18 protein-coding genes are annotated in these 17,352 nt (G+C 61.1%); 2 read left to right on the forward strand and 16 right to left on the reverse strand.

The window, feature by feature from the left end; genetic code table 11:
• Window positions 1–4: 4 nt before the first annotated feature.
• The 3 genes from J2Z17_RS17645 to J2Z17_RS17655 are packed head-to-tail and all read right to left on the reverse strand — an operon-like array spanning window position 5 to window position 5,173.
• A complete protein-coding gene (locus J2Z17_RS17645) occupies window positions 5–3,196 on the reverse strand; it encodes a DUF4815 domain-containing protein (protein ID WP_209946963.1) in 3,192 nt (1,063 codons plus the stop codon).
• A gap of 13 nt (window positions 3,197–3,209) precedes the next feature.
• On the reverse strand, window positions 3,210–4,304 hold the full coding sequence (locus tag J2Z17_RS17650) for a phage tail protein (RefSeq protein ID WP_209946964.1): 1,095 nt from the start codon (window positions 4,302–4,304) through the stop codon (window positions 3,210–3,212).
• Complete coding sequence (locus J2Z17_RS17655; protein WP_209946965.1) at window positions 4,304–5,173, reverse strand: baseplate assembly protein; 870 nt, start codon at window positions 5,171–5,173, stop codon at window positions 4,304–4,306. Before J2Z17_RS17655 ends, J2Z17_RS17650 begins: the two co-directional genes overlap by 1 nt.
• Before the next feature lie 148 nt (window positions 5,174–5,321).
• Between J2Z17_RS17655 and J2Z17_RS17660 the strand changes: the two genes are divergently transcribed.
• Entirely contained in the window at window positions 5,322–7,100 is a 1,779-nt protein-coding gene (locus tag J2Z17_RS17660) for a methyl-accepting chemotaxis protein (protein WP_209946966.1), read from the forward strand.
• A gap of 121 nt (window positions 7,101–7,221) precedes the next feature.
• Window positions 7,222–7,503: an ArsR/SmtB family transcription factor gene (locus J2Z17_RS17665; protein WP_209946967.1), complete on the forward strand. Its 282-nt coding sequence runs from the start codon at window positions 7,222–7,224 to the stop codon at window positions 7,501–7,503.
• A 48-nt stretch (window positions 7,504–7,551) separates the two neighbouring features.
• Here the strand turns inward: J2Z17_RS17665 and J2Z17_RS17670 are convergent, their stop codons facing one another.
• The 13 genes from J2Z17_RS17670 to J2Z17_RS17730 form a co-directional block, all read right to left on the reverse strand.
• Entirely contained in the window at window positions 7,552–7,947 is a 396-nt protein-coding gene (locus J2Z17_RS17670) for a GPW/gp25 family protein (protein WP_209946968.1), read from the reverse strand.
• Entirely contained in the window at window positions 7,934–8,143 is a 210-nt protein-coding gene (locus J2Z17_RS17675) for a hypothetical protein (protein ID WP_209946969.1), read from the reverse strand. Before J2Z17_RS17675 ends, J2Z17_RS17670 begins: the two co-directional genes overlap by 14 nt.
• A gap of 11 nt (window positions 8,144–8,154) precedes the next feature.
• Entirely contained in the window at window positions 8,155–8,673 is a 519-nt protein-coding gene (locus tag J2Z17_RS17680) for a baseplate assembly protein (RefSeq protein ID WP_209946970.1), read from the reverse strand.
• Entirely contained in the window at window positions 8,663–9,463 is an 801-nt protein-coding gene (locus tag J2Z17_RS17685) for a hypothetical protein (protein WP_209946971.1), read from the reverse strand. The genes J2Z17_RS17680 and J2Z17_RS17685 overlap by 11 nt, the downstream gene beginning before the upstream one ends.
• Window positions 9,460–9,843, reverse strand: a complete 384-nt coding sequence (locus J2Z17_RS17690) for a hypothetical protein (RefSeq protein ID WP_209946972.1) — start codon at window positions 9,841–9,843, stop codon at window positions 9,460–9,462. Before J2Z17_RS17690 ends, J2Z17_RS17685 begins: the two co-directional genes overlap by 4 nt.
• A gap of 2 nt (window positions 9,844–9,845) precedes the next feature.
• Complete coding sequence (locus J2Z17_RS17695) at window positions 9,846–10,058, reverse strand: hypothetical protein (RefSeq protein WP_209946973.1); 213 nt, start codon at window positions 10,056–10,058, stop codon at window positions 9,846–9,848.
• An 81-nt stretch (window positions 10,059–10,139) separates the two neighbouring features.
• Entirely contained in the window at window positions 10,140–11,168 is a 1,029-nt protein-coding gene (locus tag J2Z17_RS17700) for a major capsid protein (protein ID WP_209946974.1), read from the reverse strand.
• A 15-nt stretch (window positions 11,169–11,183) separates the two neighbouring features.
• Window positions 11,184–11,555 (reverse strand): head decoration protein, encoded by a 372-nt coding sequence (locus tag J2Z17_RS17705; protein ID WP_209946975.1) that lies wholly within the window; start codon window positions 11,553–11,555, stop codon window positions 11,184–11,186.
• A gap of 33 nt (window positions 11,556–11,588) precedes the next feature.
• Window positions 11,589–12,659 carry a head maturation protease, ClpP-related gene (locus J2Z17_RS17710; protein ID WP_209946976.1) on the reverse strand — a complete coding sequence of 357 codons (1,071 nt, stop codon included), beginning with the start codon at window positions 12,657–12,659 and terminating at the stop codon, window positions 11,589–11,591.
• A 12-nt stretch (window positions 12,660–12,671) separates the two neighbouring features.
• Window positions 12,672–12,926 carry a hypothetical protein gene (locus J2Z17_RS17715; protein ID WP_209946977.1) on the reverse strand — a complete coding sequence of 85 codons (255 nt, stop codon included), beginning with the start codon at window positions 12,924–12,926 and terminating at the stop codon, window positions 12,672–12,674.
• A complete protein-coding gene (locus J2Z17_RS17720) occupies window positions 12,919–14,580 on the reverse strand; it encodes a phage portal protein (protein WP_245224193.1) in 1,662 nt (553 codons plus the stop codon). Before J2Z17_RS17720 ends, J2Z17_RS17715 begins: the two co-directional genes overlap by 8 nt.
• The gene (locus J2Z17_RS17725) at window positions 14,577–16,694 is read right to left on the reverse strand and encodes a terminase gpA endonuclease subunit (RefSeq protein ID WP_209946978.1); all 2,118 of its coding nucleotides are present in this window, start codon (window positions 16,692–16,694) and stop codon (window positions 14,577–14,579) included. Before J2Z17_RS17725 ends, J2Z17_RS17720 begins: the two co-directional genes overlap by 4 nt.
• Window positions 16,691–17,314 carry a hypothetical protein gene (locus J2Z17_RS17730; protein ID WP_209946979.1) on the reverse strand — a complete coding sequence of 208 codons (624 nt, stop codon included), beginning with the start codon at window positions 17,312–17,314 and terminating at the stop codon, window positions 16,691–16,693. Before J2Z17_RS17730 ends, J2Z17_RS17725 begins: the two co-directional genes overlap by 4 nt.
• Between the last annotated feature and the right edge of the window lie 38 nt (window positions 17,315–17,352).

Below are 17,352 nucleotides of genomic sequence, written 5' to 3' on the forward strand. Positions count from 1 at the left end.
TCTTTTAGAAGCTGAAGGTTCGCAGATCGGCAATGGCCGGTCGGCCGGCCGGCGTGCCCGTCAGATCAAGACGTACCCGCCCACCCTGAGATGCCGTGTGCTCTTCAATCCGGTAGGTGTATTCGGTGAACCCGTCGTCGATCGGCACCGCGTTGACCAGCGTCGCCGCAGTCCAGGCATCGTCTTTTGCATCAGCTGCGACAGCCACACCGGCTCCCGGCGGGAGATACCCCGAGAACATGATGTCGATCCGGGCCGGGTCGCCCATGGTAAACGGCAGCCCGACATAGCGCCCGGAGCTGCGCAGCGTCCCAAAGATCACTGCAATATCGCGCGACAGGACGGGTGACGCCCGTTCACTACCGATCAGCACCGCGCTCACTTTGACGGTGCCGGAGTATTTGGCCGTCAGCTCAAGGGTCTGGTCTGCCTGGACCGAATAGGTCTTGGGGCCTAGTTGCACCTTGAAGATCACCGAACAATCGCTCTCCGGCAGGATCATGTCGGCCCTGACCAACAGGTCCGTCAGATCCTCCGCCGAGAAGGTGCCGACCTGGATGATCTTCTGCGTCGGGTTGAACTTCGCCGCATAGCCCCGGAAGGTCAGATCGCTATCGGGATGCACCAACCAGCTGACGCCGTTCGAGCCATCGAACCGGTCGCCGGTAATGTAGGGCTGGGCCGCCACCCATTTCTGGTTCGCCTTATCGAAGTCGCCGAGGGTAGCCGCTGCAATCGAGTGGTTGGCATCAGACGTCTTGATCACGAACGCGACGAACGTGTCCTTCGGCACGTAGCAGGGAAAGTCAAAGGCGATCTTTGTCCACGTGTTGGCGATCACACCAACCATGTTCAAGCGGGCGGTTGCCAAAACCGTGGTGGTCGGGACACCATTCTCCATGGTCACCAGGTCAACATCGACCGGAATGCTACGGGTGCCGATCTTGCAGAACTTCGCAGCAAACGCCGTGATGAAGCGGCCCTGGTTGACCGTGAAGCTCTGCGCCTGCGGATCAGGATTTGCCCCTTCGCCGACATCACTCTGTCGCCGCCAGCTGCGGTCCGGCATGGTCGAGAACCGCTCGAGCACCGTGGTGGTCTGCAGTGTCGTCGTCTCAAGACGCCCTTGCCCGCGGAATGCAGCACTTGTGCCAAGGCCCGCCGCGCCCACCGCATCGACCTTTTTAAGGCCGGCCGCGACATTCGCCGGGATGACGAAGGTTCCCGTTACCTTGCCTTCGCCATTTGCGACCGGCGCTGCAGCCGGGCGAACGCTGATACCATCGAACAACAGGGTCTGCAGCTTTTCCCCGGGCCCGAGGCCTTCGACCGTGTAGGCAACAGTGATCTGGCGGAGAAACGCAAGCTGCTCGCTCGATACCGTCTGCGATGTCGTCGACGAGCGGATGCGGGTCTGATTACCCGTGCCGAACACCTGGGTTATCGGCGACAGCGTCTGGGTATCGCTTTCGGTCCAGTAATCTTCCGTCGGCGTGATCTTCAGGGTCGGACCCGCCGGCGAGTAGTTCGCATAAGGGTTGATCAGTTCGCATGACGTCGAGAGATCCTGCGACACGACGACAGTGTCAGAATAGTCAAGCATGCCGATCGACGGCAGCCGAACGCTATGGATGGTCGGATCGATCGCCAGCTGCAGCGAGCCGTCAAAAGCAGCCGCATCCTGGGGCTCCCCGAGATCCCGGTAACGATCGTCCCAGAACGGATCGGTAAAGATCCCGAGCGTCGGCCCCGGTGCCCGCGAATTGGCATCGGACTTCAGGCGCTCGAGCAGCACCATGTCGATCGTCTGGGCAAGCCGGTTCTCCAGATAGTTGAGCCGCTTGAAGTCGAGCGCCCGCGTGCCATCGTTGTCGACGACCGGACGCCCGACCCAGGTGTTCTTGACCACGCAAAGCGCCAGCGCATCCGCAGGTTCGCGCGGTGGAGACGGATGCTCCGGCGATGGCTCACCCTTTTGATAGATAAAGCCCCCTTCGCCATCGACGAGGATCCGGTCGTGGCGCGGCAGCTTATAGCTGTAGGAGACGAACATGTCCGATCCCTGCACGCCGCCCGACACGGTGATGGAGGTATCGGTAAACCCGCCGGGTTCAACTGTCTCGAAGTAGCGGTATTTTACCGTGTAGGAAGAGCCGGTCGCAGGCTCGGCACCGCCCGGTGCCCAGCTGATGCTGTCTCCCTGCCGGGTATAGTCAGCAGGGGCGCCGTAGACCGTGGCGCCTTGCGACACCGAGACGATCGTCGTCACGCTCTCGTCAGGCAGCAGATCGGCCCCGCCGCCGGTCCCCTTGTTGATCGTAACAGTCTTTTCCTTGGTGATCGTGACGGTCGCAATCACAGCTATCGGCGTGTGCCGCGGGAAGATGGTGGTCGTGCCGGCAACCGAGAAGGTGTGCGGCTCCAGATCGACGGTGGCCAGATCCGGTTCCTCCTCGACCTCATAGCGGATATCGGCCTCGCGATTGATCTTCGCCCCGAGCACATTGCACACGCCAGCTGCAATCGAGAACACGCGTTTCGTGCCGTTCAGATTGAGTGCCTTCACCTCGCAGCCGCGGACAATGTAATTGCCGTGGGCATCGTAGTCGTAGACGCCAATCTGCTTTTGTACGCCCGTCAGGCTGGGAGGGGCGGCTTGAGAGATCACCACGCCGTCACGCAACAGCGCATAGCGGTAGAAGTCGCCTTCGGCTTCGTCGAATTCCGTCCCCCATTTGAGAGAGACGACAACCCGGATAGCGCCCTCTTCGCCGTAACTCTCGGTACCGGGAACAAGCCCATAATATATGTCGTCGTCGGCGGCCGTGACCGGCACTTCCGTCAACCAGACACCGAGTTCGACATCGCCGGCCATGGCAACGTCGTTGAGTGTCCTGGCATCGACCGTTCTTGGGGCACCTTTGATGTACAGGGTGCCATCCGAGATGAAGACACGGCCGGCGCCGGCGCTGACGATAATGTCACCGCCGGCAAGCCGGTCGCCGTCCTTGGCGATCAGATCGCCAATCTGCTTGCGCTTGCGCTCTTGCGTCGACAGGGCATCATTCAGGTCCGCCGCCTGGGCAACCGCGCCCTCGGCAAAATAGACACGATCGACATCAGGCCGATCGGCAGTGCGATCGCGCACGTTGACAAATTCCGGATGGAGGTCCGGATCGAAGACATTGGTGCTCATAAGAGGGATACCTTCAGATAAAGGTCAGTGTCAGGGTCAGGGTTTCCCTGACGGTCTGCTGGAATGTGTGTGCCCATGGGTTCGGGCCGGCATCCACGCCGGGGCCGGTGACGACGTCATCAGGCGTAAGCCAGGCCTTGAACGGCTTGACGCCATCTCGTAACCGCAGGTCGTAGACGACACCGATCGAAGCTGCAGTGGCGCCGGCACCATCGCCAAAACCCGTGCGGACCTGATAGGCGACGCTCGGTGCCACGATGCCCTCGGGCGCCATGCCTTCGAGCGGAGCGCGGATTACGCGGGCAAAGCCGATCGGCGATCCGGCGGCGTCGTAGAAAGCAACATATGCCTGTCTCTGCATCAACAGCCAGGTCTTGACGGTCGCCTCGAACGCCGTGCCGCTCCAATAGAGCATGGGTGTATTCCAGGCGAGCGTCTCAGACCATGTGCCGGAGGCGGCCGCCATATCCGCGAGCTCGTCCGTCCAGCCGAAGTAACTCCAGTCGTCAACGCTGCCCACAAGCTCAAGCGTATGCTCCCGGCCATGGCTCCATTTGACCGAGCCGCCATTCATCCTGACGCCGGAGCTGTCACCCCAAAGCGAGCCCCCGAACCGGCTATTGCCCCAGGAGAGCGCCCGCACGTCATAGCCATAGTATCCGCGGAAGAACTGCGATCTGGCCGGATCGGAAAGATCGGACAAATATTCCGCATCTTCAAGCCGTCGGGCTTCGTTGTCACCCGGCAACTGCCCCATGCCGAGCTGGTAAAGATGCCAGCGCCGGCGGCCGAGAACCTGATCCTCGACGGCATCGAGGTCATAGCCGATCCAAGCGAGTGACTTGCCGATAGCATCAGGCGTTCCCCGGATGCGCTGCCATGCCCGCGCCTGGTCGATCAGCACCTCGACGCTGTCGAAGTAGTCGGCGACGACACCGAGCCCGTATTCCTGCACCAGCCAGGGCGCCACACTCGCATTCAAGGGGCGGGCATATTTGAGGCCATGGATCGCCAACAGCGCCGGACCGAGCAGCTCCTCGGGCGCAACGGCAGCTTCCAGCGCTCGTTCGAGCTCCGTGGCATTTTGCGGTAACAATGTTTGAGGCATCAGCGTGCGCGGCCACGATAGTGAAGAGTTACAGCACCGAGCGCGATTGCCTGGTGGTCTTCAGCGACGATATCCATTGCAGGCTCCAGGATCTCGACCCGGGCCACGCCCCCGACCATCAATCGGGCGGCAAGCCAGCTGCGGTTGATGTCAAAACCGATACCGCCTTCAGAGGTCAGGGCCTGGCGCAACGCGCTCTCCAATCCATCGAAGACGGCCCTGGGCGTCTCGGGCAGCAGCCAAATATCGGCTGAGACGTCGATGACCTGTGATGTGGCGGCGACCACCTCGACGACGTCGCTGACACAACGGACACCTGCCCCCGTCACAACCGTCGCAACGGCGCCGAGCAATGCAGAAGACGGCACACCGCCGTCCTCGGAAGACAGAATGGCCACTTCCAGTTCGGGACCAAGCCCGGAACGGTAGACCGCGACTTCCGCAACATCCGTCGAGACCGACATCGCGTGATAGGCATACCATTCCTCAGACCCCGCCGAGGACCGGCCCTGATCCGCAAGCACAATGCGTTGACGGAGCCGCGCGTCGGTCTCAGCCTCCAACCGTGTAACGCCGTGATCGGCCGCCAGGTGATCGAGGTCTGCCCCTGTCGCGAACGCCAGCAGATTGGATCTGGCGGCATCGTTGGCGCGGGCTCGCATAAGCAGTTCGCGGTAGCTCTCGGCTTCGATGATCACTGTCACCGGATCTGTCTCCAGCATCGATACGTCATAATCAGGCAGGTCCGGGTTGGTGAGGCGAACCGCTTCCCATAGCGACTGGAATGTTGCCTTCTGCCGCGTGACGATTGCCTCGAAGTCGAGCTCCTCGATCACCCGAGGCATCGGCAGCAGGGCTAGGTCGATCATGGTGCTAAGTCCATTATCTATCTACGGGAATAAGGGTGAGCGCAAAACTCTTTGAAGGGTTTGCAATCCCAATATTAGATTACGTTAAATTAACTTATGGATGACAGATTATGCGTTCCGCGGTTAGGCGCGTTAATGAGGTTAAGAAATGCGAGTTGCATCCCTGTTTGCAAGTGATCTGTCCTATGTCATGCAGGCGTTCGATCGCTCTCAAGCAATCATCTCTTTCAAGCCAGATGGCACGATCCTCGAAGCAAATGAGAACTTCTGCAGCGCCCTCGGCTATGCGCGCGACGAGATCGTCGGCAAACATCATTCTCTCTTTGTGACCGTGGATGAGGCCAAGTCTCCAGAATATCAAGCTTTCTGGAAACGCCTGAATAGCGGTAAATTTGACCAAGGTCAGTATAAGCGCATTGGAAAGGGCGGCAGCGAGGTTTGGATCGAGGCGTCCTATAATCCGGTTATCCGCGGCGGCAAGGTCGTAAAGGTCGTAAAGATTGCGACAGACATCACGGGTGAAAAGCTGCAGAGCCTTGATAGCAATGGGAAGCTCGCTGCGCTCTCAAGAGCACAAGCTATTATCGAGTTTACACCTGAGGGCAAAATCCTGACGGCAAACCAGAATTTTCTGGATGCGCTTGGCTATAATCTGGACGACCTCGTCGGCAAACACCATCGCATGTTTTGCGAACAGGATTACGTTCAATCCGACGAGTATGCAGCATTCTGGCCAGGCTTGGCGAAGGGGAAATTTTACGACGACGAGTTCAAGCGCATCCGCAAAGACGGCAGTTCCATTTACATCCAGGCGACCTACAACCCGATCCTTGATGAAAATGGCAAGGTGCTCAAGGTGGTGAAATTTGCCACCGATGTCTCAGGACGCGTTACCGCACTGCAAGAAATCGGATCCGGTTTAGAAAGGCTGTCCGACTGCAACATCCGCTTTACCATCGATGAGCCCTTCGTCGACGAATTCGAGCACCTGCGCCACGACTTCAACGAGTCGCTGGCCCGCTTCCAGCAAACCCTCGAACGGGTCATGTCCCAGACCACCATGCTTTCGGCCAAAAGCGGAGAAATGAGTTCCAGCGCTAACGGTATTGCGTATCGCTCGGAACGGCAGGCTGCGGCCTTGGAAGAGACTTCGGCGGCACTCGAACAAATTACAGTAACTGTGCGGGAATCCGTTGGCCGAACCGGGGAAGCCAGAGATTTAGTCCGCGAAGCCCGGTCAGCCGCCACGAAATCAGTTGTCGTGGTCAATTCGACAGTTGAAGCTATGGAGCGGATTGAGGCGGCTTCGGAGAAAATTACAAATATCATCGACGTGATCGACGAGATTGCGTTTCAGACGAACCTCTTGGCGCTCAATGCCGGCGTCGAAGCGGCAAGAGCTGGAGATGCTGGTAAGGGTTTTGCCGTTGTTGCCCAGGAGGTGCGCGAACTTGCCCAGCGGTCTGCCGCCGCCGCAAAGGAGATCTCAAGCCTCATCGGCAACTCCACGAAGGAAGTGGAAGAAGGGGTCCGCCTGGTCGGAGAAACTGGCAAAGCGCTCAAAAGTATTGAGGGTTACGTTCAGGCTATCGACGGAAACATCGATGCGATTGCGGTTGCGTCGTCTGAGCAGTCTTCGAGCCTCACGGAAATCAATTCAGCCGTGAATTCACTGGATCAGATGACGCAAGAGAATGCTGGCATGGTGAATACGATGGGTGCCATTGCCGAAACTGTCGCCTCGGGCGCCGCCGAGCTTGAAGAGCTTGTAAAGCGCTTCAAACTCAATCGTCGCAAATGGATACGCGAGCCAGGCTCAGAGGCTGCCAAGCTTGGTCCAGAAAGCAGGGGTTATGGCAGAAACAACATATATCAGCCCAAGCGCGATCACGGTACACCGGAATCCACAATAAGGCTGGTTTCGTAATCGCCAACGCGAACTGGTGCTACGGCGGCGAAATGAAGTTTTCGCCGCCGTATTTTAATAGATTCTTAAATATTAGAGGCGTTTTTATCAGCGTACGGTAAAACAACGAGATTAGCTGGCCATGCAGATCGTAGACGCCAAAATCGTCGATCAAATTAGTTCGACGCTATCTGCACTCTCGAATTCGAGCCGTTGGCAAATTCTGACACTCCTAAGAGAGCGAGAGTATGCTGTCGGGGAAATGGTCTCGATTATTGGGATCTCCCAGTCGTCTCTGTCTCAACACCTGGCAAAGCTGCGGCGTGGCAAGCTGGTTTCGGTACGAAAAGAAGCTCAGACATCATTTTACGCCTGCAGCGATCTCCGCGTAAATCGCATACTTGATGCACTTAACGAGCTCTAATAGCCGCACTTTCAATTCGTCTAAGCCTACGACCAACCAGTCGCGCGACTACGTGCCGCTAACCGTCACGCCCCGTCCGAGCCCAATGGTGAACCCGACGACACGTTCGACGGTGAAGTCACCGAGATGGCCGCGCGGCCGATAATCCGCCTCGATCAAAATCCCCACTTGCCCCAACCGGATCTGGTCGACAGTCCCGGAGGGCACGATCCGTCTGACGGCCAACCGCGGCTCCCAGATATCAATGGCGGTGGCCACCAGCTGCATCCAACTGGTAAACAGCGACGGCGTGACCGCGCGGCCGAGCAGTTCGACGACGCCTGCCCCGAACTCACGGCGCATCACCCGGCTCGACAGGCGGGTGGTGAGAATGACCTCGACGCCTTGATAGGCCGAGGTGAGGTTGTCGATCGATCGCCCAGTGCGGCGATCAATTCCCGTCATCGGCTTTCACCGCCTTGACCGGCGCCTTGTCGGCAAGCGCGAGACGCCCGAGACCGAGATCATATGCCGCCTGTTTCGCGGTGAGCCGGATGGTCTTGGCGCCGGGCCTCACCTTCGCGCCATTGATCACGGTGACGCCGTCACGAATGGTGTATTCGACCGCCGTGTCGGCTGTAAGATGGGTCAATTTAGCCATTGTCTTTCCTTTCAGTTTGCCGGCACGGCGGTCGTCGCGCCGCCGGGCATAACCCCGCCATGGATATGCGTGGCTCCGATGTTCTTGCCGTCATGGGTGACATGACCGCCCGATATGGACAGTCCATCGCCGCTCACGGTGAGAGACACACCGCCCGCCTCGATCTTCAGCGCGCCGTCTGCCACGGTCACCGTCACGCCGGCGTCCTTGAACACATTGGCGGCCATGTCCGCATTCGGACTGCTATGTTCGTCGGAATACCCGCCGCGGAACACCAGCCCCTGCCGCGGATCGCCGCTCGGGTTGATCACACCGACGATCTGTCCTTTGTTCAGCGGAACAGAGGTCTTGCCCGTCTCCGGATGGGGATACCAGGGCGAGAGGTAGGGATCCTCGTCGGTACCACCGAGGCGCAGGCGATACCCCTTGTCCTTATCGATCTGCTCAACCGGTCCGACCTTCAGGGAATTTCCAACGGCAGTTTTCAGCATCTCCAGGTCGAGACGCATGGCGACAAATTCATTGATCATCCGTCACCACCGTCGTCGTCAGCCTCTCGACAACAACCGTATTGATCGTTGCTGCGGCATCATCGAGCGGAACCTCGCCCAAGGCGGCGGCTTCGGCCAGCGTCAGCCCGCGTATCCGCTGCAGCATTTGTCGATCATCCACACCACCGCACATGACGGCGCGCATGGTGGCAGCCTGCGCCTGATAGGATGCATCGTCGCTCCCTTCGAGGGCTGCAACGAAGCGCATCAGTGCTGACTGGTCGGACAAGACTTCGCCCTTGATCGGATCGTCTGCCAGCATCACGGTCAACCGGATCTGGTGACCGGCCAGACGCTGGCCGTCATCGGTGTTGCGGGCGCCGGAGAACTCGATCTTGCCAACGGCATAGTGCAGTCCCCGATAAATTTCCGCCCAGACATTCTCCGGATCGGTGAGCGCGTCAAAAATCTGCCGCTGCACGATATCGAGAAAGAACTCAAAGCTGCGGTCGGAGGCCGGAATGCCGATCCCGACAATCGTCGATGCGCCCGTCTCCTCGTCCAGCTCCGTCATCGCCGAGGCTATGGCAAGCTCGAACACCAGGTCGCATTCGCCGTTCTCGACCAGGGTACGACCAGTGACGTTCGCGTGCCGGCCCTCGGCCGTATAGACTGAGATGAACGGGGTATCCACGTCAGTGCGCAGCGTGCCGTCGGCTGCGATATCGAGCGCCCCGTTCGGGCTGTCGAGAACGTTGTCGCCGACCAGCGTCTGGCCTTTCAGGGCTTCGACTGCCGCGATCCTCAGCGCAATACGGGCAAGGCTCATTTCTCACCGAGCTCCAGGATGAGGCGGCTTTCGCCGCGATCGTCGATGCGCAGCACCTCGAACCAGGGCTGGCCTGTTCGGGCGAGCGCGCGCACGGTATCGCCCTGGCGGAACGACGGCCCCTCATACCGGGCAACATCGATATGCAATTGCGCCTTCCCGGCGACCAGTCGCGCATTCCATGACAGGGCATCGCCACCGGAGATGTTCGTTTCCTTGGCCGCGCCGACCCTGAGGACAGCCTCGATGTCCATCGCCGGGCGCGACGGATCGACCACGCCATTCTTCAAAAACGACAGGCGAACCGTCTCGGCAAAGCGGGCGTCGACATCGCTGACAAGCCTGTCACGGATGTCCTGGATACGGCTGGCAACGGGCATGATCAGTCGGCCGCCTGCAGGACTGCGATGATATCCGCCTTGGTGCGGGCGCCCTCGATATCGACGCCGCGACGCTCGGCTTCAACGACGAGCTCGTCCTTCGTCATAGACGAGAGATCGGCCGCGCCATCCTCTGCGCCTGTATCGTAGGACATGCCGGCTTTCAGGAATTTTCCGCCATAGTAGCCGGCCTCTGTGACCATCTTCACAACCATCGTCTCATCCTCAAATTCAGAAGTGTCATAATCGCGGCCGCCGGTGGATCGGCGACCGCACGTTCAGATCTGGTAGGCTGATTACTTCGCCTTGGCCGACATCAGCATTTCAGGGCGGGTGCAGATGAACAGCGGATAGCTGTAGAGCTCGACCCGGTCCCATTCGTCGCGGCCGGACTTGTCCTCCAGCACCAGGCCGTAGAACTCCTGGCCGCGCTTGTTGAGATAAGGCTTGAACTCGGATGCCGGCGCCCAGCCAACCTGGAAGGCGCCGCGCGCACCGATCGGGAAGAACCGCGCTTTGTCACTACCGATCGCAATCGTCGCACCGTCGTCGGTGCCCTGGTAGTTGATGAACACGATCCCCTCGATCTCGATCGAGGAATAACCCTCGATGTTTTCGAGCGTCGGCGCCCGGTCGGTACCGATCTTCGTTTCCTTGATCTGATCGTGGTTGACCAGCATATCGAAGAACGTGTCGCCGACCAGCGAGCCGACCTTGGTGCTTGGCGTCCAGGCCCCCTTTGCCGCCTTCTGCATCGCACGTTTCAGGTCACGGCACTTCTTGCGCACATCGGTTGCCGGATCATCGAGCTCGAAGTCGATCTCGGCCGGCGGTGCAATCCCCCAGAAGTCGAACCAGTCGATTAGCACAGTGGCACCATCGGCATCCAGAACCTTGCCCTGCACCGCCCCGAAGCGCATGTGCTCCCAGGTGAGCTCCATGTCATCCTTGATCTGACCGGTTCTGCTGGTCACCTCGTCGGCGACCTCGGCCGTCTGCTGATCGAAGGGCAGTGCGAGAACGCCGGCGAGCTCGATCGCAAAGATCGTCGAGCCCTTGGCCAGACGCACCGCGTCCATGGTGCGCAACCTCGCGCCACGCGGGATAAGCTCCTCCGGCGGCGCACCGTTGGCCGATGTCGGGATCAGGGTGAGCACCCCGTTCATGTCGGCAATGCCGATCGTGCGCGACCGCGAATAGATCGGCTGGAATAGTCCGAGCGAGCCCAAAAGCTGCGGCTTGAACTCGACGCGCTCGACGATGTCCTCCTGGACTTCGATCGCGCCCCAGGCATTCTGGTTAAAAATATCAGCGACTAGTGCCATTGGCTTTGCCCCTCCTTAACGGGCGACGATGCCCAGCGCCGCCAGGGAGGCAAGGGCTGCGGTTTTCTGGATGTCAGTGGTGCCGTCGACCCAACCGAGCACATCGGCCTGGATCTCGGTATCGCGCGCCGTCACGGTGCAACGGACATCGGCGCTCGTAGCGTCGCAGCCCTCATAGAGAACGGCTCTGGCCGTCTCGCTGCCGTCGCCACCGGCCGGGTTGAACGGCACATATTTGGCTGTAGCCGTGACCTGGCCGAGCACAGCACCGGCATCGATCTTGCCGCTACCGCTGGCAATGACGATCTGCTCGCGCGAGCGATAGCCCGAGGCTTCCGACACGATGTAATGCGCCGTGCGCTTCAGGTCCTGGGTGAGAATGGTCATGGATTGAACTCCTTGGGGTAACTGCCGGCAGCCTTAGCGGCGCTTGTTGAGACGATCGGCGGAGGCCGACAGGATCGAGCGGTCCCCCTTGGCCTTCGGAGCCGACGGGCCGCGACCGTTCAGCCCCTCGCCGTTCAGACGGCGGCGCTCGTGCTCGGCCGCGTCATCGTCGACCACCGATGCGGTCACCTTCGGAGCGGCAGCCAAAATGGCCTTGGCCGCCTCAGCCGTGATGCCCTTTGTGCTCGCCAGCACCTTGGCCTGGTCGGCACGTCCCTCGGCCTCGGGCAGCGCCATGATGGCGTCCTGGCGCTCACGCTCGGACTTATCTTCCGTCAGGCTTTCGATCGTCTTTGCCTGGGCATCAGACTTGGCCTTCATCTCGGCGAGTTCGGCGGCAAGCTTGTCCGCCCGTTCTTTGTCAGTCATGGATGGCTCCTGTTGGTGACTGGTGGGAGCGGCGGACGCCGCCTTCGTACCGGCATCGGCAAGATGCCAATTCTTCTGTTTCGCCATCGCGGCGAGCTTTTTCGGCGCATGCGCATAGGCTTCGTGATAGGCAAAGGCCGCGACGGGCTGAGACCGGGTTTCACCGACCGCGTCGGCAAAGCCCTCATCGACTGCCTCTTCAGCGGTGAACCAGCGCTCCTGCTTCATGATCGTGCGGCAATCTTCCGCCGTCTTCCCGGTCTTGGCGGCATAGACACGCGCGTAACTCGTTGACAGCGCCTCCAGCATCTCCACGCTTTTGTCGTGGGCCTCGGAATTGCCAAAGGTGATCGTCGCCGGATCGTGCACCATCAGCGCTGAGCCGATCGACATGGTGACGAGATCACCCGCCATGGCGATCAGCGATGCCGCGGACGCCGCAATGCCGTCGACAATGACGTTGGTCCGGCCGGGCCGACGCGACAGCAGCGCGTGAATGGCGGCACCTTCCGAAGCAATGCCGCCACCACTGTTGATGATGACGTCGAGCGCGTCGTCTTCATTGACCTGTGCCAACGCCAGGACGACATCACTGTGGGTAAAATAATCGCCCCAGCCGAAGTCGCCGACATCCCCGGTGAGCGTGAGCCGGTTGCCCTCAAGTATCGCAGCCATGTTTGAGATCCTTCAGTAGAGGCGCATCACGCCGCGCTTGGCGAACCGCGTGCGGGCGGGTTTCAGCCCGCGGGCAAGCATGCATTGCGCCTTGGCTTCGCGGAGCGCCCACTGGACGTCCTGCAACGAGGCATTGGCGTAGCGCATCATGTCGGAGCCAAAGCGCGCCTCCGTCACCATCTCGCCGGAGATCAGCGCCATCTCGACCTGGCTGAGTTTCACAGCCCGTGCGCACCAGTCGATATCAAGCGGATCCGGATCAGCCATCTGTCTGTTCTCCTTGAGCCGGATCGCGCCGGCCATCGGCCGCGCCACCGAGCGGCCCCGCCCCGCTTCCACCCGTCGATCGGCCATGCGGGGCTGTCACACCGATTGTCTTGAACTTTTCAGCTTCGAGCGCGATCTGCTCCGTCTCTTCGTCCCAGTCGAGACCGCGCTCGGCATAGATCCGCTGCAGAGTCGTCGATCCTGTTTCGAGCGACACCTTTTCGGCGAGCGCATCCTTGTAAGGATCGGCTGACGGCTTGGCAGGGCCGCGCCATTCTGCCCACACCACTTTCTGCCGGTTGGCGAGAAACGCCCGGTAGCCGCCCTTCAGCGGAATGCGTCCCTCGGCAATGCCCTCCTCAAGCCACCGCTCGTAAAGCGCCTGGGTGAAGGGTCCGACAATCCGCTCGCGACGGCGAAGTGTCACCGGCCAGATCGTCGACACCGCCATGCGCACCGACGAATAGCCGGAATTGGAATGGTCCATCGCAAAGCTCTCGAAGGTGATACCGAGGCAGCGGGCCATTTCGCGCTGCATGTTCTGCGAGAAGGGCAGATACTGACTGCCGGGGGTCGCCGCCGTGTGCATCTGGAACTCTTCACCGGGCCCCAGATGGTTGATCCGGCCAGCATCGTTCATCGCGATGCCGTTTTCCTTGAGTGCGCTTAACCGCTGTCCCCAGAGGCCAACCATGTCCTCGACGATCCCGCCGACGAACTCCGACCAGTCGCCCTCATAGCCGACCGGCGCCTCCGTCTCGCTCAGCGTCTGCAACGCATCGAAGGCCTGTTCGGATGCTTCCGGGCTTTTGATCGTCGCGGCAAACGCCGTCTGCAGCAAGGCGGTCGTCAAGGTGGCATCAGCCAGCTGGTCATACTGCGCCACCACCTTCAAGGCAGGCGCAATCTCTGTGATTCCGCGCGGACTGTTCGGATTGCGACCGCGATCCATGACATGGCAGACATCGCCGGCGGCAAGATCGCGCTCGACCTCGATGCCACCCTCACGAGACTGGAACCGGTATTTGAGCGGGCGCCCGACTGCATCGAAGAAGATCCCGCCTTGCAGGCCCTCGATCTCCCTTGTGGTGCGCTTGCACCGGTGCGGCGGAATGAGGCTGACCTTCGTTCCGGTTTCCAGCCCGTGCAGCTCGCGCTGACGACGGCTTACAAAGTCGAAGGCTGCAAAACCCTCGCCGGTCGCAATCGCGGTTCTGAGCTGCGCATCCTGCATTTCTGGTACGGTCATCACGCCAGCCAGATCGCATTCCCGCGCGTTCCACGCCCAGCGTTTCCATTCCTTCTCGACCAGCCGGCACCAGTCGGCCTGTTCCCTGCCGCTATAGCCGAGACCCGACAGATCCGGCTTGGCATTGAGCTTGAGCTCGATACCAATGGTGTCGGCGACGATCTGGTCGACCGCGCCGGCAATCCAGCCGGAGTTATGGATAAAATCGAGCGCCAGCGCCGAGGCCCGCTCGGCCGCTTCGAACACATCGAGCCTGGCGTCGCGTGTCACGGCACGGCGCATCGACAGCACACCAGCACGGTCGCCGCGCAGGTAGCGCATGGTCGCTTTCGTTGAAGCGGCGACTGCCGGCGCCGGGAATGCCGTGGCGCCGGCCTTCACCCGCACGACGGGTTTGCTGGTCATGAATACGCTCCCCATCTCTTGCGTGGGCGTTTCGGTTTGTCCGGATCGACAGGCTTGCGCTCAGGCTTTGGCTTGGCGAACGGGTTTTCGTCCGCATAGGCGAACAGGTCTTCAGGCTCTTCCACGACCCCATGCGTGTCGCGCACCAGGTCCGCCCATTTATCCAGCGTCAGACGCCGCTTGCTTTGCAGATGCCAGCCAAGGGCAAAGGCGTAGACCGTGGCGTCGAACCAGTCGTTTGCCTGTCCCACCACCTTTTTCCACTGCCGCCCGGCTTTCGGCTTGATCAGCCGGCGAGCGCGTCTGCTGACACTTGCCCTCGCCTCCTCGTCAGCATCGACGAGGCGCTCGGCCGTCAGCTCCTTGGCAAAGGCGCCGTCACAAAGATCGGCGCCGAAGTGGATCGTGTTGCGCGGCCACTGCCCGCCCTCCGACGCGCCCTGCACCAGATTGGCAAGGGCCGCTGTCACCGCCGTCTTCACGTCGAAGAGGCCGACCGGGTAGAGCATCACTTTCGCGATGATCCGCTTGCGCTGATCCTTGATGTCGCGCTTCGACGGTGTTCCAAGCCATGGCAGGCCGACGGGCTCACGCCCATCGAGTGCATAGACGTTCGGGCGTCCCGAGCAGAACCGGTAAACCCGATCCGTCGCCCAGCCGGAGTCTACGCCCGACAGATCGATCGCCTTTTCCGACCCGCCGGCCGTGCGGTATGTCCGCTGCAAGGCGTCGGCCAGGCTGATCCACGGCTCATCCGACTGGTCGGGCGAGCCCTCGAAGGTCTCGCGATCGATCAGCTGGTACTGATCGCGCGGCCCGATCGCATAGACCGCCCACTTGATACCGTAGGTCTGGACGTCGGCCGCCGAGACGATCAGAGCCGCCCAGGGCGGCAAGACACGGGATGGACGCTGCGCCTCGCGCACAGCATCGACGATCTTTTCCCATTCCACCGTCACGCCACCGGGATCGTAGGGCTCGGCAAGATCTTGCTGGAAGAAGGTCCTGAGCTTGGTGACGTCGCCTTGCGACGTTTCCCAGCGCTGCCAGAGTTCTGACCAGCGCTCTTTCGGGGCGTATGCGGCCCACAAATGATAGCTCGGCTGCCAGTCTCGGCACCGTCCCTCGCAAGGCGGACAGCACCAGGTGTCGATATCGCCCGCCGCGATCGTCAGCGGTACCGTCTCGCCATCGTCGAGCGACCGGCGCGCAATCCATTGGCCGCGTGCGGTCATCTCAGGCTTATGACCATCGACGATCACACCGTCACAGGCCATGCAACGAAAGTGGACAGGCAAATCTTTGGCTCGATCTGCCGCCCGCATCATGTCGAACACAAGTGGCTGATAGGCGTCGCAATGCGGGCATGGCACATAATAATGCCGCTGGTCGCCGGCCTCGAAGTCGGCAGTGATATCGCACTCGCCGGCAATTCCGGGCGTCGAGCCCTGCCATTCCTTGGCGAGATCACCATACATCTTCTGGCGGGCGCGGGCCTGGTCGCGCGGACTGCCGCGCCCGTCGACATCCTTCGGATAGCCGGTCACCTCGTCCATCGCCAGATATTTGATCGAGACCATCTGCAGACCCTTGGAAGAGCCCGCATTGACGATCTGGCAGAAGCCGCCGGCATAGCGCTTGAACGAGGTGGTCGAACCCTGTTCGTCGCGGCTCGACACGGGAAGCACCTTATGGGCTATGCGCTTGGAGGCCTCGATCGTCGGCTGCAACTTGACCCGGTTGAACTTTGTGGCTTCTTCCAGGGTCGGCAACACGATCATCATCGAGCCCGGCTGCTGGTCGACGATGAAGCAGAACCAGTTCTCGATCGCCGTCGACTTGCCGAGCTGGGCCGCCCATCTCGCCGCCACCCGCCGCGCCGGGTGATCCGGATGCAGGCAGTCTTCCGGCTCGCGAAGATAAGGCACCCGGGCAATCCGGAACGGGCCTGGCCAGGGCGATCCCGATTCCGGCGAGACCTCACGGTACCGCTCGGCGTGCTCGGTGATCGTCAACTCTTCCGCTGGCCGACTGGCCGCCGCCAATCCCTTGAACAACGCAACGGCCCCGTCGGGCAAATGCGGAAAGCGCGCCCGGATATCGTGAACGGTCATTGCAGAGCTCGTGTCTCCGTCTCTTCGTCAAAGCCCGCCTCGCTTGCATCTTCCTGCCGGCGCATGGCATCGAGCCGCTCCAGGATCTGGCGATTGAAGACGCCGAGGCCTGCCCGCGTGAAGGTCTTCAGCGCCAGGCGAACGGTGCGCTCGTCCCAGCCATATTTGAGCGACAGCGTCTGCCCCTCGCTCTCGATCGCGCGCTCGAACGCGCCGAGCATCATGGCAACCGCATCGCGTCCCGCCTGATCGACCTCATCGATCGGCGTGACCTCGCGCCGGCGCTTGGCAAGATCCATCTCGCGCAGCTCGGCCTCGGCCTGTGCCTTGCGGGCAGCGCCATTCGATTGTGTTCCGGTAAACCGGTCGCCGCCGGTAGAAGCTGTGGCCCTGGACGATGGCTGGCCAGGTGCAGGTGCGGCGACGCGGATCCGGATGTTCTCGGCCCGGTGCGCCACCAGTGCATTGAAGTCGACCAGGTTCGATTTGCCGTCGGCCTTCAGCGGCAAGGCCTCGCCATGCTGCTTCAGGTAGCGCGACAGTGTCGACCGATCGATGCGGTCGCCTGTAACTGTCAGCCGCTGGGCCGCTTCAGTGATCGAGATCCACTCCTCTTCCATCCCGTTGCTCTCCCGTGCATCACGTGTGCTGCACGTGT

Source organism: Heterorhizobium halophytocola (assembly GCF_017873095.1).
GTDB classification, from domain to species: Bacteria; Pseudomonadota; Alphaproteobacteria; order Rhizobiales; family Rhizobiaceae; genus Allorhizobium; species Allorhizobium halophytocola.